15 protein-coding genes are annotated in these 20,307 nt (G+C 49.6%); all 15 read right to left on the reverse strand.

Annotation, left to right across the window (positions count from 1 at the left end; all coding sequences use genetic code 11):
• Positions 1-2: 2 nt before the first annotated feature.
• Positions 3-1,340, reverse strand: coding sequence for an ATP-binding protein (locus ACLHR0_RS28855; protein ID WP_429047395.1), 1,338 nt, complete (start codon positions 1,338-1,340; stop codon positions 3-5).
• Positions 1,325-5,041: a contractile injection system tape measure protein gene (locus tag ACLHR0_RS28860; RefSeq protein WP_436491308.1), complete on the reverse strand. Its 3,717-nt coding sequence runs from the start codon at positions 5,039-5,041 to the stop codon at positions 1,325-1,327. Before ACLHR0_RS28860 ends, ACLHR0_RS28855 begins: the two co-directional genes overlap by 16 nt.
• Positions 5,042-7,897 (reverse strand): hypothetical protein, encoded by a 2,856-nt coding sequence (locus ACLHR0_RS28865; protein WP_436491310.1) that lies wholly within the window; start codon positions 7,895-7,897, stop codon positions 5,042-5,044.
• A 9-nt stretch (positions 7,898-7,906) separates the two neighbouring features.
• The gene (locus tag ACLHR0_RS28870; RefSeq protein ID WP_429047400.1) at positions 7,907-8,689 is read right to left on the reverse strand and encodes a hypothetical protein; all 783 of its coding nucleotides are present in this window, start codon (positions 8,687-8,689) and stop codon (positions 7,907-7,909) included.
• Positions 8,690-8,736: 47 nt separating this feature from the next.
• Positions 8,737-12,534, reverse strand: coding sequence for a hypothetical protein (locus ACLHR0_RS28875; RefSeq protein ID WP_436491312.1), 3,798 nt, complete (start codon positions 12,532-12,534; stop codon positions 8,737-8,739).
• The gene (locus ACLHR0_RS28880; protein WP_370910128.1) at positions 12,531-12,953 is read right to left on the reverse strand and encodes a GPW/gp25 family protein; all 423 of its coding nucleotides are present in this window, start codon (positions 12,951-12,953) and stop codon (positions 12,531-12,533) included. The genes ACLHR0_RS28875 and ACLHR0_RS28880 overlap by 4 nt, the downstream gene beginning before the upstream one ends.
• Before the next feature lie 2 nt (positions 12,954-12,955).
• Complete coding sequence (locus tag ACLHR0_RS28885) at positions 12,956-13,258, reverse strand: PAAR domain-containing protein (protein ID WP_370910129.1); 303 nt, start codon at positions 13,256-13,258, stop codon at positions 12,956-12,958.
• A gap of 18 nt (positions 13,259-13,276) precedes the next feature.
• On the reverse strand, positions 13,277-15,085 hold the full coding sequence (gene vgrG / locus ACLHR0_RS28890; RefSeq protein ID WP_436491315.1) for a type VI secretion system tip protein VgrG: 1,809 nt from the start codon (positions 15,083-15,085) through the stop codon (positions 13,277-13,279).
• 6 nt (positions 15,086-15,091) lie between these two features.
• Complete coding sequence (locus tag ACLHR0_RS28895; RefSeq protein WP_429064921.1) at positions 15,092-15,763, reverse strand: CIS tube protein; 672 nt, start codon at positions 15,761-15,763, stop codon at positions 15,092-15,094.
• The gene (locus tag ACLHR0_RS28900) at positions 15,760-15,927 is read right to left on the reverse strand and encodes a DUF5908 family protein (protein ID WP_436491317.1); all 168 of its coding nucleotides are present in this window, start codon (positions 15,925-15,927) and stop codon (positions 15,760-15,762) included. Before ACLHR0_RS28900 ends, ACLHR0_RS28895 begins: the two co-directional genes overlap by 4 nt.
• Before the next feature lie 2 nt (positions 15,928-15,929).
• A complete protein-coding gene (locus tag ACLHR0_RS28905) occupies positions 15,930-16,403 on the reverse strand; it encodes a phage tail protein (RefSeq protein WP_429047405.1) in 474 nt (157 codons plus the stop codon).
• Positions 16,404-16,484: 81 nt separating this feature from the next.
• On the reverse strand, positions 16,485-16,940 hold the full coding sequence (locus tag ACLHR0_RS28910) for a phage tail protein (RefSeq protein WP_079467630.1): 456 nt from the start codon (positions 16,938-16,940) through the stop codon (positions 16,485-16,487).
• Positions 16,941-16,985: 45 nt separating this feature from the next.
• The gene (locus tag ACLHR0_RS28915; RefSeq protein WP_370910134.1) at positions 16,986-18,488 is read right to left on the reverse strand and encodes a phage tail sheath family protein; all 1,503 of its coding nucleotides are present in this window, start codon (positions 18,486-18,488) and stop codon (positions 16,986-16,988) included.
• A gap of 17 nt (positions 18,489-18,505) precedes the next feature.
• The gene (locus tag ACLHR0_RS28920) at positions 18,506-19,333 is read right to left on the reverse strand and encodes a hypothetical protein (protein WP_436491320.1); all 828 of its coding nucleotides are present in this window, start codon (positions 19,331-19,333) and stop codon (positions 18,506-18,508) included.
• Positions 19,334-19,364: 31 nt separating this feature from the next.
• The gene (locus tag ACLHR0_RS28925) at positions 19,365-19,937 is read right to left on the reverse strand and encodes a DUF4255 domain-containing protein (protein ID WP_079467627.1); all 573 of its coding nucleotides are present in this window, start codon (positions 19,935-19,937) and stop codon (positions 19,365-19,367) included.
• Between the last annotated feature and the right edge of the window lie 370 nt (positions 19,938-20,307).

The raw sequence follows: 20,307 nt of genomic DNA on the forward strand, positions 1-20,307 counted from the left end.
GCCTATACAATCTTCCCGTCTTTCCCAAATTCCTTGCGGATGCCCGCCAGCAGATCCTTTTGCCGGATGGTTTTATCACCCCGTTTCAATGCCATCAGGCAACTGTACCGCACAACGTTAATAATAGTACCGCCGGTCATTTCGTATTTACGCGCAGTGTCTTCCAGGTTCACTTTATCTTCCAGCGCTATATGTGAAGGAAAGGATTGTTCCCATATGCGTAACCGTTGTTCCGGCCCTGGCATAGAGAAATAGATCATCGATTGAAAACGACGGGCAAAAGCTTCGTCGATATTGGCTTTCAGGTTAGTGGCCAGGATTACCACGCCCGGAAAATCTTCCACGCGCTGTAACAGGTAAGCCACTTCCTGGTTGGCATAACGGTCGTTGGACGAAGAGGTTTGTGTGCGTTTTCCAAACAACGCGTCTGCTTCATCAAAGAATAGAATCCATTGCTGGTTGATGGCCTTGTCAAATACCTGTGCGAGGTTCTTTTCTGTTTCACCAATAAATTTTGATACCACCAGCGATAAGTCGATCCGGTATACATCCATGTTGAACGTTTTACCCAGGAGGCAGGCAGTGAGCGACTTCCCCGTTCCCGGCGGTCCGTAAAAAAGACTGCGGAAGCCAGGCTTTATTTTGTGGCTCATGCCCCAGTCGTGCAGCAGGGTGGTGCCATGTTCTATCCATGTCCGGATGTCTTCTACTTCTTCCATCGCATGCGGTTCCAGTACCAGGTCCTGCCACTCCATACCGGTTTCAATACGCTTGGCAGGAAACTGCGTATTATAATCAGGACGGTAGGAAACGCCTTCTGTAAACAGGCTGAGATACTCGGTCGACAAGCTCAGGGTGCCGCTTAGCAGCGGCTCATCGCCGGCGGGGTTGAGTTTGAGGATTTGATGTTTGGCAAAGAAATGATCGGGGCTAAAATACCGGATCATGTTAAACCGTTGCTGCAAGCCATCCGCCGTCAGCAGGAACGCGGCTGTTTCCCCGGTTGGTAAAAAGCCGCCGTGCATCTGTCCTTTAATACCACCAAATTCTGTGAAGCCCCTGTCATAGGTGGCGTTCTTTACAAAGAAAATGTCCAGCAACTGTGGTTGTATATGCGGGATCAGCGCGAGCAGCAGTATAATCCGCTCCGCATGCGACATGCCATAGTGTTTTATAATCTGTGCGTACACAGATGGATCTTCCGAGAGATCCGGTATTGGCGGGTATTCCACCACTGTTTGCTGGAAGTATTGTTGCATCCGTGCTTCCGTCAGTAGCCGGAACCACTCCAGTTCCTTCTCCAATGCAGCTGCGTTGGCTGCTATTAACTGTATGCCCATTCTGTATATATTGTTTTTTCCATCCACGGGGTCTTGATCATGCCAATGCCCCACGGTAAGGTTTGAAGTATCATGTCGTAGCCCCGTTCTTCTACCCGCAGCCACCAGTCATCATCTTTTTGCCATAGTGCGCCGTCGCGCTGCAGGAAGGCCGCCTGGAAACCTTCTACGGAGGAGTTGTTCATTTTCTCCCAGCGCTGGATTACTACTTTCAACAGTTCCTCGCAGAGTTGTTTTTCTTCCGCGGTCAGCAGTATTTCTGCGGGCACCGGTTCTTCCAGTGGTAAGGCGCACAGTATTTTATTGAGCGCCAATTCATGTTCTGCATGTATTTCCTTTCCGTTTACCATATACTGAAGCAGGTGTACGGCACGATGTTGTGCTTCCCGGTTTATAAAACCTTCGTCGTTCACCAGGCCGATCCGCTTGAAGCCAAACGGAATAAAAGGATGCAGTATGATCAGGCCGGCGTTACCGGTATAAATGGTATCCAATGGTTGCTTCTTCACTTTAGCCCAGCTGTCGGGCTCGTGAGGCGGTGTTTCCAGCGGATGCGCCGTTGCCGTAGCGGTAGCCGGGTTTATTGTCTGGAGGCGGTCCTTTTCGTAAAGGCTTTCCCGTAACAACGCCCGGTGACGGCTGGCTGTAATGTTTAATTGCGCTTCCTGCTGCAATACCGGTACTACATGCCGTATATGCGTGTACGATAGCGACGCCGGTTGTTGCGCGCTTTTTACCAGCCGGCTGACCAGTATTTCCGCAATACCCGGGGTGGTCATATTTATAAAATCGAGGAAACGGGTAGCGTAGCTGCGCGCGTCATATACATGTATATGTGCGCCCAGCAGTAACAGGTGAAACCGCCGGAATACCTGTTGCAGCTGTATTTTCTCCTGGCTGCCGGGAAGCAGTGATTCCAGCAGCTGTTGCAACTCGTGCAAGGCATCCGTGGTGTTGGCTGTCCAGCCGAGGGGAACATCCTGTACAATGTCAAGGAACGATTCTTCGTCGAGGTGCTGCGCCATTTGTTCTATCAGTGCAGGATGCTGCAGTATTTTACTGTAGAATAACCTGCGTTCCTGCCGGCTGCGCTGCTTATAAAAGCGGACGGCCTTCCGCAGGTCGGTGATGCTGCCCTGGTGACTGTTACCGGCTGTTTCCTGTAACAGGAGCAGGCTGTCCTGTACCGCGTATATATCCAGGGTTTGCCGTATATGGCTGTCGGGCACCCCCGCGTAGAAGGAGAACAACCCATATACCTGTAGCCTGGCCGCCAGTTGTTGCCGGTAGCTGGTAAAGAGCTGATGAAGGATGGCAGGAGCGGCGTTGAATAAAAGGACCACGGCTGCTTTGATGATTTCGTTGGTCGCTGATAATGGCAACGAACCCAGTTTTTCCGGCAGCCGGTAGCGTGTAAGGTATACCGTTAGCAGCTGCCGCGCTTCTTCCAGCACTTGCTGTTGCTGATGTTCCACGGTAATGGAAGGGTAGCGCTGCATGCGCTGTAATAACGACCGGAAGGCCACCGCCGGTTGATAGATCCTGCTGCTGCTGCCTTCCGCAAAGAAGCTGCCTCCTGCGATGGTTTTCTCCAGCCAGGGTTGCAGTAACGCCTGTACCGGTTCAATATGCGGTTCCAGCTGAAGAAACAGCTCCTCCAGTTGCCGGAATAGTTGCGGCGATGGGGTGATGCTTTCCTGTAATAGCTTCATGTGTTCTTCATGATATTCGTATAGCCATTGCAGTAACCTTGCGGCATAGGCTGAAGAGACATTGCCCGCTGCCGGAGGTAATTGCCCGGTGGTCAGGAATTGTTGCAGCCAGCGGGTGATCTCTTCCGGTGAGGCTGTTATCTGTGCGGGTAAACGTTCTGCCTCCTGCAGGGAAAGAGCGGATGCGGGCATGGTCCATGCCTGCAAATCATTGGCCAGCACCGTATTCCCGGAAAGGTGATTAATAACGGGCAGCAGCTGTTGCAGCAGGAAGCGGATCATGTGCGGTGCTGCCACCGGCGTTTCCGACCACGCGGGCAGGAACAGGTGTTGCAGTAACACCTCTTTGCTGATCCGCCGGTAACGCGTGGCGGCGAGCGATTGCCAGATGGCTTGCAGGATAAACTGCTCCGGCGGCAGGGTGCTAACCGTCACAAATTGTTGCACGGCGGTTAACAGCGTATATACGTTGTCGTATACTTCTTCCGCGGCGGCGCTCATACCGCTGCTTTTCAGCAACCGGAAAAACACCGCGGGCTTTACGCCTGCCACCAGCCGGTACATAGCTGCCGGTAGGGTGGCGGCGTATTCGAGTATCGTCAGCGTTTGATCCGGATGCTGATCAGCCAGCTGTTCCAGTAAGCTGTTAAGGGAGTAGTGCGCATATATTTTTCCCCACCACGACATACTGCCATAGGTGAGCAGGTGCAGGATCACATCGCGGAGCAATAGCCGTTTTGTAAGCGTGTCCCCGGTAAAGGAAGCCGCAGCAATGGTATCAGCTGCCCAGTTCTTTATCTCCCTTAAATACCCGGTTTGCTCCACCGCCACTTCATTGGTTTGCATAAGTTCATGCCACCTGCCGGCAGCGGTTTGATGCTGCAATACCAGCTGCAGCATTTGTTTCAGGGAGGCGGCGGCATGGTAACCGGTATTGTTAAACATCAGTTGCAGGGACGCAGGTGTAACACCCGGAGCCCACCAGGGAATAGCGCCATATAGCAGATAATAGCGGAGTACATTGATTTGTTCCCCGGTGTCTGCCATTAATTTTTTGTAAGATGGATCACCGCCGGCAACCAGTTTTCGTTGAGGCGAAACGGTTAGTTCGTTATAGAGGTCTTTGATATAGTTACCCAATCCTGTTTCTGGTAAGGAAGATTTGTAACGCCACAACGCTTCATAAAACAACTCCAGGATGGTTTCATAGGAAAGGTTGAAATGCCCCGCCAGCTTCAGCAGGTTGCTGCGTACAAATTCTTTGCGGTTAAAGTTGCTGCCCCGTTCCATAATGAGATAGGTGAGCATAAATAACCACACCGCTTTTTCCAGTTCACTGGTTTCTGTATGGAGTAATTGTTGCTGCTGTTGCAGCAACAGTATTTCCCGGCTGCCGGCAATAATAAACAGCGCTTCCGCCGGTTCCAGCACCTGTACGATGGCCTGTAATACATCAACGGAAAATTGCCACACAATTCGCTCCCGTACGCTTTGACTCCGGCCAATGCTGCGGATAAAACCAGCCAGTTTCCCCGGGGAAGTTTTTGATAACTGTAAAATGATGTCTCCCGGTTGCGCGCGTTCAGCGGTAGTGGCCCACCAGGGCATCACACCCTGCAACAGGAAAAAGCTCATCAGTTCCAGCTGCCGGTCTTCGCCTTTCCTTATGGTAATATCCCCGCTAACGCCATGCTGCGTGCCCGCCTGTTGATGATACAGCAGATCAGTAAGCGCCTGTTGCAAAGCCGCTAATATCTTTGTTGGCAGCTCGGCTTCCAGGTCTTTGAAAGGAATGGTCCCTATGTTCAGTACCAGCCCGTCGATAGAAGCCATCATGTCGGCGGGGATCAGTTGTTGCAGCAAATCATCCGTACCATTGCTGATGCTTTGCCGGAAAAGCGTACTCACTTTATCCTGCAAGGCAAAAGCCCTGGACCTCGAATCGTAGGTGATATCAAAGCTGTATCGCCGGATGATGTGTGCTTCCATTTATACGGTAACTACATGTTGAGAAAATGCGGGATCTTTTACAATGAACGCCAGTAAAGCAGCGGTGGCAGATGGCCGGTCGCCTTCTCCGCGCATGGCTTTGAGCCAATCGAAATACCGGGATTCAAATGCCTGCATGGCGCTGATACCCAGCCAGTCGAAGTTCATGCGGAATTGTACAGGTGTATGTTCCCGGAACAGTCCTTCGGTAAAATTCCTGAACTCCTTATACTGGAAGCGTGCCGGCCATGAAGGGAAAATAATGCTCATGCCGAATTTAAAGAAGGCTTCCTGCAACATTTCGGACTCGCCGTGTTTTACATAAGGCACCACACGTACCTGCCGGTGCTGCCCGGTTTTCATTTGCCTGATCAGCAACAGCAGATCCAGCATTGTTTTTTCAACGGCAACCTTATGGTCAGGAGACGTGAAATGTGCTGCTGTTAACAGTTCCGGCGTATCGCCACGATAGAAATATATTTTGTAATACTGCTGCAGCTGTTGCCAGCTGCCATAAGCATCCTGTTCATTCAGGGCAGCCGCCAGCGGGGCCACGTTTTCCAGCTGCGCTTCCCGCTCTTCAAGGGTGAGCCATTGTGCATGTTGCAGCAGCAGTTTATTGGATCTGCTGTAAATACGGAAACCAAAACTCTTGTCTGTGTAGGCAGGCTTCAGCAACAGGTGTTCCAGCAGGTAACATCCTTCCGATTCTGTGCTGATCTGTTTCAGGTGCCGCATCGTTTCTTTTTGCGCCTGCATAGCTTCTTCATGCGTGTTTTCCCGGGTTATCACCTGCCACAACGCATGTGCAGCCTGACGGTATACCACCAGGTACACATCTTCTTCCCCATCGTATACGATGCGGTAATTGGCCGGATCCAGTCCGTAACGCAGCAGCGACACCGACTGACGGCCATAGTCATATTTCTTGCCGGTAATGATTTCGCCGGAAGTGCTTTCAGCGATGTTCACTTTCAGCAGTTCATCTTTCACTTTGTATTCCTTCACCAGGTGAACATGAATATGTGGCTCGGAAGGTTGGCTCACGGATACTTTCCAGTTGCTGCTATCAAATACGGCGGTAAGCCGCTTTCTTTTTTCCGGACGCACATGAAGCAACTTATGCAGAATGGTTTCATAGCCTGACAAACTACCTTCGTTAAAAATATCTTCGCGGTAGTTGAACGAACGGTTGCGGTTAGCGCTGAGTGCGGGCAGGTCACGAAGGATGGATGCTTTCCATTCCAGCTCCGGACTGATCCGGGAGGGAGGCGCATCGCGGTCATAGGTTTGTTCATAGAAAGTAACCGGGTATTTCAGTAACACCAGGTTGAAGCGGGCCATCAGGTGATCCAGTATCGTGTTCTTACGTTGCTGGTATTCTTTATCCGGTTCTGCTGCTTCCTGCATATTTTTAATATAGGGGTTCCCGTTATCATTGATGAAATCCTCCCAGGATACGGGTGATTTCTGATGGGTAAATGCTTTCAGCAATGAGGCCACATGCGGCACGTTGTACAGCGGTTGTGTAGCGTAGGTAGCAGCTGGCACCTGTTGCAGGAAAGGCGAAAACAGGTTGCCGATGTTGCTTAGCTGCGCGAGGTAGTTGGCCAGCAACTGTTCAAAAAAGAGCAGGTAAGCCTTTAGCTGTTTAGCCTGTGCCTGGCGGAGGGCGGGAGCATCTTTTTCGAGGCCTTCATGCCCGATGCCATAAATCGCCGGAAAGTGATGCTGAAGGGAATAGTACTGGCCCAAGTTGCGGTATATTCCTTTCAGTGGTTTGGGAGCTTCGGCATTTTGATGACCAGTAAATTTCCTGCGGGCTACTGTTTTTACCTGCTCGTACATATTGAGGAAGCCGGCATCGCGGAGGTTGTATTCAAATTTGTCGCTCGATATTTTTATCTCGTGCTTTTCGCTTATCATTTCCAGGTAAGGGTAGTGGCCTTCTTTGATCTGCACCGGTTTTGCCTGGAAGTTACCGTTTTCATCCGCGAGGTAAATAGCTTTTACTTTCATTACGCCGGGTACTTCTGAAACACTTTTCATCAGGTCGGCCGGATCGGCGGTTTGTTTGCGGGGATGCAGATCGCTGTTCGCTACGAAACCTTTCTTCAGCAAGGGACCTGCATACATTTCTTCCGGTGTGTGACCATTGATATACATTTCGGCGGCGGGTACAAATCTTACCGGCGGGTGCATTGTCATTTCAAAAGCATTGCACATCAGGGCGAGGATCTGCTGGGGCTCATGCCTGCTGTCTACAAAAATTTCGGCCTTAATGAAAATCTCCTGTGGTTGCAATACTACTGCTGGTTCAAAGTCTTCCCCGATGTTCCGGTACGATTGCAGGAGATGATCTGTTTGTGCGGCCAGCAGCTGTACCTGGTCTGCATTGGCTTCCATGTTCCGGGCAATTGCATCTTCCACCTGTATAAATACCCGGTATACGCCCTTTGTACACCCGGATGGATGGATGGTTTGTACGGGTTCAATCCATACATTTTCCAGGTCGTCTATTTCATCCAGCACCAGTTTGCGGTAGTCGTTCACCGTCACGGGCGCGGAGGTAAGCATTTCTGCTCTCCGGAAAAAGGAGTGTTGCAAAGGATCAATGTCGCCCTTTTTATCTGCCAGTATTTCTTCTATTGGGAACGCCGTGCGATATGCCGGATCAGTGATTGCATAGCATAGCTGTTGCAGGATGGTTACGCCGGGATCATGCAGGTTGTAGTCGGTCCATTCGGTACCGGACAGCTCCTGCACGCGGGCAATGGCTTCCTTCATTAAAAGATCATAATCCATTGCAGGGGCAATGGATTTGTCTCTGTTGATCTGAACGGGACTATCGGACATATGACAGCATTAATAGTAATATTCATCCGGCATAAACAGCTCGTCGCTCCATAGCCGGGTGATGTTATAAAAGATTTCCACACCATCGCCATAGTTGCTGTTGGAACGTAATTGCAGCGCGTAGTTATGCGTGGTGCCTTTCCAGCGCAGTTTGATCTTATTCCAGAAAAAGCCGTAGTGGGCGCAGCGCTGGCTGATCCGGTTATGTGATCCGCCGTATGCCGCGAGTGCCGTGGCGTGAAGCAATGCTACCCTGCCGGCGCCTTTCCGGCCGGTTCTGGCCATCACTTCAAATGCCTGGCAGTTATCCATCGATTCGAGAATGGGATGCCATTTGCCGTTTGCCGGAACGGCGCCTGCTTTAAAAGTTCCTACGCGTCCCTGCATACCTGCAAAGCCGTTTACATCCACTTTAAAACGGGGGTCACTTTTTTTCCCGACCCCGAGGTTACCGTTCATATGAAAAAAGAAGCTCTTCCCGGGTCCGGTCTGGTCATCTTCCCCGGTGCCGGGTTTCAGGCGAAGGGCAGGAAAGTCCTGTTCATCTTTTTCCATACAGAAAAAAGGTTCCAGGTCATCAGTGGCGCGGTAAAAGGATACCAGCCGCTTGGAGTCGCCGAGCGTAGATACCAGCAAGCCATTGTCTTCATCTTTTGAAAAACCATCTTCCTGTTTATTGATGGTAGAATCTATCAGGTAGCCGAAGTGGTTTTCTGTTGGCATTACGCCGTTTCTGAAATATTGTTTGAGCTCATCCCGCCCGTATACTTTTTTACTTTGTTGCGTATCCATATATAAGCAATTTATTTTAAGAGATGAATAGTTACTGGTATGACCGGTCAGGGTGGAAGTATAGAGATGGTCAGCATCTCTTCATCGGTTGCGTGATCCGGTCGTTGGTCCGTTGGCGTTATAACATGATGGTCGTTGCCTATAATGAGTTCGTTGCTGATCTTCAACGCATCGATGCCCAATGGTTCCGGTTCTTTGTATTCGGGCGAGTGCAGCACGGTGATGAGGTGTTCTTTCGACGGGACCAGCACGGCTTGCGGCAACGAAGGCGTAACCTGCTGAAGGCCGCCTATGGCGGTATCTGTACAATAGGCCGTTACCATACCGGTATCTTCATCTTTTGTATAGTAAAAATGCACGAGGGAAAAGCCGGTGATATATTCCACATAAGGCTGCCGGTTGATATAATTCAGTAGCTCAGATTTGTACAAGGTGCTGCCTATCTTTAAATGGGAAGAAGGATCAAACAACCAGGGACAAAGATATTTCTGGATATCCAGCTGCAGCTGTTGCAGGTGGCTGTTCTGGTTGTTTTCAGATGGATCCCTGAACATGATGCTGCACACTACTTTCACGCTTTCATACACCGGGTTACGGATCGATAAACGGACAAAGGGAGATATATGCTGTTGCATAAAGGTTTGAATGCGGCAAAGGGTGTCCAGGTCTACTTTGGGTTCCGGGCTGATAAACAGGCCGCTGTCCGATTGCCGCGGAACCACCACAATGCTTACATCTTCGTCCCTGGCGCCGGGTAGCGCAGTGATGCATTTTACAATCAGTATCTCCGGAAAAGCTTCCAGTAATACCTGCGCAATATCCAGTGCTGTAACGGGCCGTTGCTTGTGCCGTAGTCTTTCACTTACCCGTGTATAAAATTTACTTTCGGATTCTGTTTTACGGCCCCCGAAAGAAGGAAATAACTGCCAGATCGCCTGGATGGTTCGGATATCTTTTTTTGTTTTTTTTATCGTCAGGGGTGGGAGCGTTAATACTTTTTCGAGCGAACCGCCAATTCCTTCAAACACCCGCTCCACGGTTACGGCATTAGGAAAGATACCAATCACCCTTGGCGTAATGCATTCGTGGGAAGGGGTGGAAATCCTGATCCACCAGGTACCGGGTGTATGGATAGTGTTATTGGGATTGATACCGTGTGGAACACGGATCTTTACAATACCACTCCGCGAAAGGTTATTTGTATTGTCTGATAAAAGACACATGCTTTCAAAGGGATACCATTTGTTATTTGCCAGGTAATGCCAGTTGAGCGGGGTAAGATTGGTAGTGGTGTCGGTGAAATATTTATCTTCCAGTTGAAACAACAGCGACAGCTCTTCTCCGGGTTTCAGTTCGTTAAAACCAATGTAGAGGTGACCGGCTTCGTTGAATACCGGAAGCAGGGAAAAGTCATTGGCGCCGTTGCCGGGATAAATGCCCTCATTTCCAAATACGCCCGCATGGTGTACTTCCATGGTTTCTCCAGGTATGGCTACTTTTCCCGGCTTTAATGACTCGGAATGTTCCAGTGTATAGTTGACGGCAATGGCCTTTACCACCGGCACGTAAGGAGGCGACGGCAGCGGTTTTTTCCGCATCGGGTGTTTGGCGTTGTATAAAATTACTTCCGGAAAGATGAGTGTGTACAACTGATGCCCGAATGTTTCGGAGGGGGCCGACAGCTCCAGCCTGACGGCGCCCTGCTTGTAAGCCGTGCCGCCGCGCTTTACTTCCTTATCCATTTTCATCCCGTTAGGGAAACTGATTTTATTGAAGTCGGCGTCTTTAATCAATGAGGTATCGGCCAGGTACAGATCGCCTTCTTTGTCGCGGCGCGTATCGAAAAGCCGGAACTGTTCCTGGTTGCCACGTTCGGGCAGAAATACGCCGTTGTTAATACTACTAAGGCCCACCTTATAAGAGTTGTTGGTCATATTCCCCGGGTAGGCGGCGAAGTAACTATCGAACCCGTTTATATTTTTGGGAAGATCCAGCCATTCCAGTTTTATGCTGAAGTCTTTCGTATACTTATTAAAAACATTGCTGTTGGAAATATCGAGAAAAGAGCCTACTGCCGGCATGGGTCCGAATATCCTGAAGGAGCTGTATGCGTTCAGTTCCCCTACGTTATTATCCAGTTTTACCGCCCGGAAGCCGGTTACTTTAGCCGTTACCGTTACCCGGTCCAGTACCAGTTGACGGAGAAAGGAGTAGGGGTGGTGGAAGCTGTTATTGTTCAGCAATACTTTCAGGAGCGGCAATGCCGATGTAATATTATCGCCATGTACATCGGGGCTGAATACGGTGAAAGCGGCTTCGCTGCTGCGTAGCAGGAAGTTGATGACAATAGCGTTATCTGCCTGCTCTGCGGCGCTGCACCGCACGTTATAATGTTTAATGGGCTCCCATCCTGTGGGAGTGGTGTAGTATAGCAGGAATGCGGCAGACATCAGTTCACTGTTAATGATAGCGGCACTTCTGCCGGTAACGGCAGAAAAATTCTGAAGGTATTTAATCAACTCCGTATAGCCGGCAGCGTTAAAATGAAGTCTTACCTGTACAGACCGCGCACCTTCTGTAAGGTATAGTGTAGGCGATCCGATCATAAAGCCGATCGAGGTATTCTCCATGGTACGTACCGATTGCGACAGGTCGTGCTGATCTTCTCCCAGCAAGGGCCACGTCACCGGCGGGGCGGTGAGGGCGGCAAAAGCCGCCGGTGGTATCACCGGGTGAGTAGCATGATAAATAGCTGCTTCGCAGATGTTATTGGTTTGCAGCGACCGCGCAGCGATCTGGAGGTAATTACTGATATACAGGGTGTGTATGGCGGTAATGGTGGTGGCATGTACCTTGAGCGGATCCCGCAGCCGGTATTGCAACGGTTCTTTCCTGGCAGCGCTGGGCGCAAGCACTATTTCTCCTTTATCCAGCGTGAGGCTGTTCACCTGCGGGGCGGGCGTGACCAGGATATGTACTTTGTCCGGTACCGCATGCAGGGGTTCCATACCCAGTATGGTGCGGTAATAATAATCCAGATGCCGTTTGGGTATTTCGTTGATCTGGTCCTGCAGGTATTTATAAAGCTCCGTAAATGCCATCAGCAGCCCCATATGCGGCGTATGTTTCCGTTCCCGGAGCTGATTCTTCAGGTAGTAGGCGGAAGCGCTGGAAGTCTGGTAAAATTTCGTCCGCAGTGTATCGTAAATTTCGTTCAGCGAAAAAAATCCGCTGAAGATGTCTTCGCTTTCGGTGATACTGTTTGAAATGCCCGGGAACAGCGCCTGCAACCGCGCTGTGGTAGTGACGCCGCGGAGGGTATGATGCCTGGCTGTTTCATAAGGAAACAATTGTTTTACCTGTAGTTCATACCGGTTTAACTTCATCGTTTCATCTTCCACCACCTGAATTACCTGTTGTATGTAATGCCGGATCACCTGCTGTTTATCCGAGAGGAATAATTTCTGCAGGGCATCCATGAGTTCAATGGCAATGTCGTAAAGCAGGGAGAAGAAGCCGGCGGTATGTTTAAAAAGACTGGCTTCATTTCCTGCTTTGCCCATCGCTTCCCGCAGGAAGAGATATTTTTCTTCATAGGCGGTGAACTGGAGGTTGGAGCAGGTGATGAGCATAATCACCAGGTCTGCCTGAAAAAACTCCTGCCAGTCGCCATCCGGCTGATCCTGGAAATTATAATAGTTAAACTGGCTGGCGAGCGCGGTCAGCTGCGCCAGCAGGTCAAAGGTACTTTTGTCGTCTACTTTTACATAGGCAGGTTGCAATGCATCCAGTTGCCGTTCCAACTGGCTGACGCCATCCTGTATATTTTCAAAGTAGTTATTCATCTCGTGCTGATGTTGGTACCTTCCAGGAAGTAGAACGGATACACCAGGTTATGCCGGGTATTGGTAGAAATCACCGTATAGTTGATCTGAACGTACACGGTGCCGCTTTCCATTGTCTGGTCAACAATCTGACAGTCCACCAGTTTGATCCGTGGTTCGTATTCCAGCAATGCATGATAGATGAGGTGGTTCAGTTCCCCGGAAAACCGGGAGTCTACTACTTCAAATACCATCTTGCGGATATTACAGCCGAAATCCGGCAGCATGATGCGTTCGCCGGGAATGGTGCTGAGAATGATGCGGATGCTTTCTTCAATATCCGCCACATCAGACACCATCAATACCGAGGCGTTGGGTTTGTCGAAGGAAGGAGGGAAGCTCCAGCCTGTTCCTAAAAATGATTTGATATCTTTTGCCATTGTTAACCTCCTATTAATACCGTTGGACATCCTAATGCAATTACGCCGCCGTGGGCGGTGGTGTCGCCCATACGTACCGCAGGTCTTCCGCCTATGAGCACGGTGAACGATCCCATGATGGCAGAATCAGGCGGTCCCACACAGGTACACAGGTCGCCCATTACGGAGGCGGGCATGCCGCCGATTAAAACAGTGGGCATACCCGGTCCTACTATGGGGCCACCCACATGCGGAATAGGGGGTAGTCCAGGTGTAATGAGCGGGCATACATGCATATCTGTGATCCTTGCGGCGGGTTGTCCCATAATTTATTTTTTATCGTTTTAATTAATCATTACTACGCCTCCCTGTATGATGGTGGCAGCAGAAGAAGAGAGGGTGGCAGAGGTGTTACCAGTGGCGCTGAGCGTGGTGTCGGCCGACATTGACAGTGTGGCGCCGCTCATTTCCAGTGCGGTAGTGGCGGCAACATTCACCGACATGCCATTCAGTTTGAGCTGCCCCGTGGCCTGCAATGTAAGGTCGCTGGCGCTTTTTATGGTAACGCCTGCCGGCGCCATAGTAATGCTGTTACTGCTCTGGTCCTGGATCACTATTTCCTGCGATGTGTCGTTCAGTGCCACGCTGTTGCCTCCCGGTGTAATCACGGTGATGATCTTGTTCTCATCATCAAAACTAATTTTGAGCTGACTCTTTGTATACAGCGCCTTGATGTAATTGTTATTATCTGCGGGAATTACCGGCGGCGTTTTCATTTTGCCATATAAGGAGCCGATGATCACCGGGTAACGCGGATCATTTTCAATAAAAGCTACTACTACTTCATCGCCTACTTCCGGGAAAAATATGGCGCCTGCACTGGCGGTGGCATAGAAAGTAGACAGCCGGGCCCAGGTGCCTTGCTGACCGGTAGCGGTACTGGCCAGCATCACCTGCACGCGGTACTCTGCGGCAGGGTCCTCAGAAATGGCGACTACGGTGCCCAGCTGAAGTCCTTGTATAGCCGGCAGCTGCCCGTTTGCCGGGGAGTAGGAAAAATTTTCCCTTTCATAAATAGGTTTGCTGTTCAACCCAAACTTTGCGTTGGTATTCCAAACGCCTTCCTTGAGGGTATGTGTTACGGCCCACACGTAGGCGTTGCCGTTAAAGCGTGCGCCCACGCCGGCTAAGGTGATCAATGTGTTGGGCCATACGGTGGCGTTGCCCATGAAGGATACCTGCCCGCTGATGGATTCCAGCCGCATACGGAGCAGGGTGCTGTTGGCCCATGATTGCAAAGTTTCCTGCGCCAGCGGCGAATTGGATACCAGCTGCAGCGGCGTTTGATGCAGCGCGGAAGCCAGTGTGGTGGCTTCCAGGTTACCTTGCGCATTCAGTCCCGGTTCCGTGGCGGTAGCGGTAATCATGGCCAATGTTTGCGGGTCCCATGCGGCAGCGGTGAGAGAAGGTACCTGTTTCTCGGCGCTTACAGAAGCGTTGAAGCTGATCAGCGATTCACCGAAAGCTACAGATACCACCGGCTCTCCGCTTACTACCGGAGGGGCGGCCACTATTTTGGGACCTACCAGTGATACCACGAAGCCGTTAAACTCCGCACGTGATAACAGGAAATCCCAATCGGTACAAAATTTCTGAAACACCAGTTCGTTGAGTGCGCTGGTACTTTGTATATCTCCACTCAAACTGTTATTACTAACAGTCGTGGACATGATGTCGCTATCTGTTTGATTGATGAACACTGCATCTTTTTTGGTGATGGTCATCTGCACGGCGCTGTGCTTACAGGTGACGATCAGGTGGAAACCCTGGTCGGTGGCCTGTATGGACTGCTTCACCACCACGCCGGTGAAAATCAGTTCTTCACCGGTATTGCCATATCCGGCAGTAATGGTGATGGTGTTCCCGGGCAAAAAGCTGTCGCTGTCACTGGCGGGGAAATCGCCGATCACGCCTGTAGATGCTTTCGCTGTAGTGCCATCAGACAACATGATTTCTGCATAGGAGATCCGGTTCAGTTCATGATGTATTGTTACAGATATGACAGGGTACGTGTATTGCACAGCGGTGCCGTTTGCCGTGATGGTATACTGCAGGGTAGGATCTGCTATATTGATAGGTACAACTGCTGCCATGGGAATTTATTTCTTTAGCGGGGGGAAATAGAGTCCGTCGCCGGGTTTAATATCATGGATACTATTCAAACCATTTACCCTGGCCACTTCCATATAATAACCGGGTTCACCGTAAATACGATAGGTCATTAACGGCAGGGTATCGCCGGCCAGTACGGTCCGCATATGTGTAAGGTCCGGGGATGACACACCGGATTCTTTTATTTTCGTTGCAAAGGCTACCGACTCTATTACAGTGAGTTTGATCACTGCACGCAAAGCCACGCCGGTAGTGCTGAACAGGCTGTACTTGATGTTGATGTTCTTACATACGCCTGTAAAGTTGGTATTTCCCCAGGTGATGCGCAGGTAGTTGGGACGGTGGTCTGTTCCCTGGTAGTTATACGCGATGTTCATCACTTTTTCGATATAGGCGTCTACTGTTAATCCGCCGGGAATAGGGATTACGCCGGTTCCATCCACCAGCAGTTCGAGGTCGAAGTTGCCCGACTCCATGCTGCTGAAAATTTGTGTAGGCGCTACTGCGCCCTGCTCATCTGTGTTTTTATAATTGATGGTATAGTTGAGCGTATAATTGTCCGGGTTGATTACGGCGGATACGCTGTCGATCAATTCCGTAGCTTCCGGATCTGCATAGCCTGCCAGTAATAATTTCGTGGGTCCTCCTGTAGGGTTCATCTTGCGGGTAAGTTCTCTATGGTAGTAATTAATTTATCCATGCATTCCCTTACTATCTTATCTTTCAGGGCTTGCAGGTCTTTAACGCCGGTATGGCCTGTTGCCTGCGAGGGATGTTCTTCTATGGTGACTTTGATCACCAGTTCTCTTATTTCCAAAGGCATAACTAACTGATTTGTTGAAAATAGTCATAGCATAGTTCCAGGGTCTCCAGGGCAATAACGCTTTCCTGCGCTTTGAATTCTGATACTTTCAATGCTACGGGATAAGCATTTACAAATTGCCATGAAGCAACCAGTCCGCGGTTTGCATTCATCAGGCTTACTACTACTGCTACGGGCGAGAAGGTAAAAAGATTAATACTGTTCTGCGCCCAGCGTATCAGCGGAGAGCCGGTGAGCATGCCTCTTTTGAGCACCAGGTTGCCATATTTTGGCGCCTGCGGAAGGCGATGGATAAACCTGTTTTCTCCTCCTTCTTTTACTTCCAGTGGCGTAATGGTAGCGGTTAGTCCGCTTACTTCCTGGAAGCTGCCTTCATTGCTGCCGGTGATTCCCGGCACCATTACCCTGAAATAAAATCCCACCGGCGGATAAAAGGGCGTTTGGGCCGACGAGGGCGGTGGTGGTGGAATAGGCATGACAATTTATTTGAAGCCGTGAATAAGCGGAGTAACGGATAACGAAGTCATTCCTGCGGCTTCGCTACCCGTTGTCCGTTTTTATTTGGTTAAATGCAGTCCTTCATGCGCTACTTCCATGGTTTCCACTGCCACTTCATTGGCATCGGATTTCATATCGGTAACCGTCATTTTACAGGGAAACGCATTGGTCAGTGTCCAGTTCATCGCCGTTTGACCGGTTTCATCCAGTAAACTGATTACAATGGTGGAACGCTTGATGGTATTCATTTTGATGAGATCATAATTATCCCACAGGGTAGTATCTCCTTTGAAGATACCTTTCTTCAGGGTGATATTATTGAACTTGGCGATCCCCGGCATTTTTACTACCGAGTATACAGGATTACTGCCGCCGCGGTATTCTATTACCTGTGTTTCAGAAGTAAGCCCGGTTACTTCCTGGAATATGATCTCTTTGCCATCCCACATGACTTTGAAAGAAAACTTTACCATAGGCCAGGTGGCCTGTGATTGGGTGGAGCCGTCATCTGCCATAATTGCAAGTTTTAAAAGTTATTGAATAGATTTTTTAGTTGTGGATTAAGATTCCTGCATTTGCTGCTGGAAGGTGATGATGATAAATTCAGCAGGACGTGTAAGCGCTACTTTTACGGTGATCAGCATCCTGCCTTCCAGGATGTCCTGGGGTGTCATAGTAGCACCAAGACCTACCTGTACATCAAAAGCCTGCTCCGGTGCGGCGCCGGCCAGTGCACCCTGTTTCCAGAGGTTTTGCAGGAAGTTGTTGATCATGCTTTTTACCGTGATCCAGGTAGTGGCATCATTGGATTCAAACACATAAGCGCGGGTAGCCAGTTTTACAGATTGCTCAATCATGATGAGCGTGCGCCGCACGTTGATATAACGCCAGTCGAGACTATTGCCATCCAATGTTCTGGCGCCCCATACCAGGGTTCCTACGCCTGTAAATGGCCTGATCACATTGATAGACTTTCCTGCCATGATATCCACGTTGAGATTTTTTTGTTCCTCACCGGAGATGTTAACCGTGGGGGCGGTTACCATGCTCACCGATACATTGGCAGGGGCTTTCCACACGCCGCGTGAATTATCTATCAGGGTATAGATGCCCGCTAATGCTCCACTTGGTGGCAGTTCATTCATCTGCGCACGCACTTCCTCGAGGATATGCACGTAGGTAGGACTGGCAGCCTTCAGCGACTGATGGAAATTCTTTTTGGTATTTTTATCAGGTGTGGCGTTGGTCTTAAATTTGGTGATGATCTGCGCAGCCGCTGGTTCGGGTAATAATTTTTCCAGGTCTACGCTGGCATCCAGGTTTTCAAAGTCCACTTCATCCGGCTGCACAATAGTAGTTTTCAGCCAGGGATGATACGCTGCGCCGTAGTTGAGCGAGTTAACGCCGATCTGTTCCCGGAACACGCCCACTACATCTTCCAGTACGTCCGATGGTTTTTGTTTTACCAGGTCGAAGATACCGAAGCGGCTTTGCATGTTGGCGCAATGCTGTAATACCTGTGAGTACACCGTAGTATAGGCATCTGCTCCCAGTGCAATGATGTCGGGCATTACAATCAGCGTGGGTTCAGCTTCTTTTTCCAGCAGGGTAAATACATTGGGCTTGGTGTCCGAGCCAATGAAATCATCTGCTGCAATGGTAACACCGTCTGCTCCACTGCCATAGGTGCCAACCGACAGGATGTAGCAGAGGCTTCCGCCGTTGCCGAAGAAAAGCCGCATACTGTTGTAGAAGTAGGCCGTGTTATTGTCTTTAATCTGCACCACGGTCGGCTTCCCGTTGATGTTAAAGGTTTCCTGCTTCACCTTGGGATCTGCGTCCGCCAGCGTGAATTTAGGTTTGAACTCACTGCCGAAGTATTCCAGGTACTCTGCGAAAGACGTGATCCTGGTGGGCTTGTGGATAAGGGATTTACCATTCCTTTCTGCTTTCTGCGTATAGCCTATGAACACAGGCACTGCAGTTTCCACAGCGGTAATGGAACTGGGGAACGCATTTTTCTCCTCAATATAAACCCCAGGGGTCATGAAGGTTGATGCCATATTAGGTGATTTTTTGTTTAGTATAAAAATATTTCCGAGTACGTTTTTCCATTGGTATACCACGATCTTCCTGCAGCAGATATCCTGTTGACTTCCGGCGACGGGAGCGGGGAGATGATGATTTTGTGTTTGTTGTCTTCCTCCGATAGCCGGTTTGCCAATTTGAATATGTCAGGAGTCCTATCCGAAAGTTGGATAGGGTCATTTGATACCAGTACCGGTACGTTATTCCGCTCAGGCAGCGCTGCCAGCAATGGCTCGCTGAAACAGGAAATTCCGCTGTTGTTGAGGATTACCGGGTGTGGCAGCGCTGCCAGCTGTTCACTCATCAGGTAGTAGCACCAGTGGGTGCTCCGGGCCTGAAACCTGATCTCATAGTTATCCTGTAGGGAGTCATTCAGCATCAATGTCAGCAATCCGAACGGTTTTGTAAAAAAGGGTTCCGTCAGCGTATCTGTTCCGTACAGGTCTGCTGCATCAGCATATGGATGCCGGTGTAAAACGCCTGGTGCATTAGCGGCATCATTGCCAAACATAAAGCATTGGGTAGTAATGCTGCCGGCATCAATAGCAGTATAGTTATAAAACAGCGGATCTTTCAGGATTACTTCAAAGGTTAGCATGGTATTGTCCTGCAGTAAGTCGCTCCTGGTGCGCTTTCCAGCGCCCAGTGTGTTGTATAGCAACAGGAACCCGGATGCCTGTTGTTTAAGCATCAGATCTGCATTCAGTAACTGTTTTCCGGTAGCGGCAGACATGCGGATGCCTATGCCTTCGTAGGATAGCGCCTGGAAAAAATCATGACGATAGCGGATAGTAGTCAGTATTTCATATTGCTGTTTCATTCAAGTTTTTAAAACTAGCTAAGGATAACATTTATCTCGCCGGTAACATTTCTCCGGCAGTGCCCGCAACGGCTGGCCTGTATTCTTTGATGATGGAATCGTCGAACGTAAGCATGCGCACCTTGTACAAAACGGATGGCATGTACTTGGCGCCCAGCGTAGCCCACATGTTGTTTAGCCTGTCGGCTCCGGGACTTTCCAGTTCAAAGGCAAGCTTGCTGATGCCGGCATCTAACGCAGGTGTATTCTGTGCGGTAAAGGTATTTTTCGACTGAAAAAAGGCGACGGTGTAGGAAAGAAATCTTAAAGCCTGCGCGTAGTTATTGCTGCTGAAGTAAGCAGAAAATAATACATAGAGGTTCACGGATACCGCTGCTGCAGAGGTATTGTACATGCCGGCGCCGGTATTTGAAACGGATGTTCTTGCTGTCTCTTTTTCAACATTGACAAGCGTTACAAGCATTTTGTTTTCGCCCTGTATCGCTACGGAACCATCCTGGTTTACAATACCGGAAAGTATCACTTTATCTTCGTTGATCTGTAATTTTCGCTTCAGGTTATTGTTAATATCTTCTGTAACACAGCTAAGGGCCTCATAGATCATTGGAATGGTATTTAATTCTTATCGCGAGATGTATACTGTCCTGTAAATTGTCCGGGCTGAAAAAGGTGTTCGTTATTTTGAGAAATGAAAATGAGTTTTCATGTTGATATCGCAATATAAATTCAAAAAAGCGATTTATTTATTTTTATTTGAAAAAATATTTTTCTATCTTTTATTATCTTAAGCATCCTGATGAATCCCGCTCAAAAAATAACCGCCCTCATAATTGCATTCCTCGTTTTTTTTCATTGCGATAGCACCGTATACGGCAACAGCAGGAGTGTGCGCCATTATTTCCAGGAGTCGCCAGTTAAATTACCAAAGCCACCAAAGCCGCCACCAGCGCCTAAATTGCCGAAGCCGCCAAAGC

This window comes from Chitinophaga sp. ARDCPP14, assembly GCF_051362515.1.
In the GTDB taxonomy this organism is placed as follows: Bacteria; Bacteroidota; Bacteroidia; order Chitinophagales; family Chitinophagaceae; genus Chitinophaga.

What these genes read in the sequence shown, in the direction of transcription:
- ACLHR0_RS28925 (WP_079467627.1), bottom strand. Translation starts at nt 19,937, where the DNA reads ATGATCTATGAGGCCCTTAGCTGTGTTACAGAAGATATTAACAATAAC.
- ACLHR0_RS28860 (WP_436491308.1), bottom strand. Translation starts at nt 5,041, where the DNA reads ATGGAAGCACACATCATCCGGCGATACAGCTTTGATATCACCTACGAT.
- ACLHR0_RS28865 (WP_436491310.1), bottom strand. Translation starts at nt 7,897, where the DNA reads ATGTCCGATAGTCCCGTTCAGATCAACAGAGACAAATCCATTGCCCCT.
- ACLHR0_RS28895 (WP_429064921.1), bottom strand. Translation starts at nt 15,763, where the DNA reads ATGAACCCTACAGGAGGACCCACGAAATTATTACTGGCAGGCTATGCA.
- ACLHR0_RS28880 (WP_370910128.1), bottom strand. Translation starts at nt 12,953, where the DNA reads ATGGCAAAAGATATCAAATCATTTTTAGGAACAGGCTGGAGCTTCCCT.
- ACLHR0_RS28875 (WP_436491312.1), bottom strand. Translation starts at nt 12,534, where the DNA reads ATGAATAACTACTTTGAAAATATACAGGATGGCGTCAGCCAGTTGGAA.
- ACLHR0_RS28905 (WP_429047405.1), bottom strand. Translation starts at nt 16,403, where the DNA reads ATGCCTATTCCACCACCACCGCCCTCGTCGGCCCAAACGCCCTTTTAT.
- ACLHR0_RS28885 (WP_370910129.1), bottom strand. Translation starts at nt 13,258, where the DNA reads ATGGGACAACCCGCCGCAAGGATCACAGATATGCATGTATGCCCGCTC.
- ACLHR0_RS28900 (WP_436491317.1), bottom strand. Translation starts at nt 15,927, where the DNA reads ATGCCTTTGGAAATAAGAGAACTGGTGATCAAAGTCACCATAGAAGAA.
- ACLHR0_RS28920 (WP_436491320.1), bottom strand. Translation starts at nt 19,333, where the DNA reads ATGAAACAGCAATATGAAATACTGACTACTATCCGCTATCGTCATGAT.
- ACLHR0_RS28915 (WP_370910134.1), bottom strand. Translation starts at nt 18,488, where the DNA reads ATGGCATCAACCTTCATGACCCCTGGGGTTTATATTGAGGAGAAAAAT.
- ACLHR0_RS28855 (WP_429047395.1), bottom strand. Translation starts at nt 1,340, where the DNA reads ATGGGCATACAGTTAATAGCAGCCAACGCAGCTGCATTGGAGAAGGAA.
- vgrG (WP_436491315.1), bottom strand. Translation starts at nt 15,085, where the DNA reads ATGGCAGCAGTTGTACCTATCAATATAGCAGATCCTACCCTGCAGTAT.
- ACLHR0_RS28910 (WP_079467630.1), bottom strand. Translation starts at nt 16,940, where the DNA reads ATGGCAGATGACGGCTCCACCCAATCACAGGCCACCTGGCCTATGGTA.
- ACLHR0_RS28870 (WP_429047400.1), bottom strand. Translation starts at nt 8,689, where the DNA reads ATGGATACGCAACAAAGTAAAAAAGTATACGGGCGGGATGAGCTCAAA.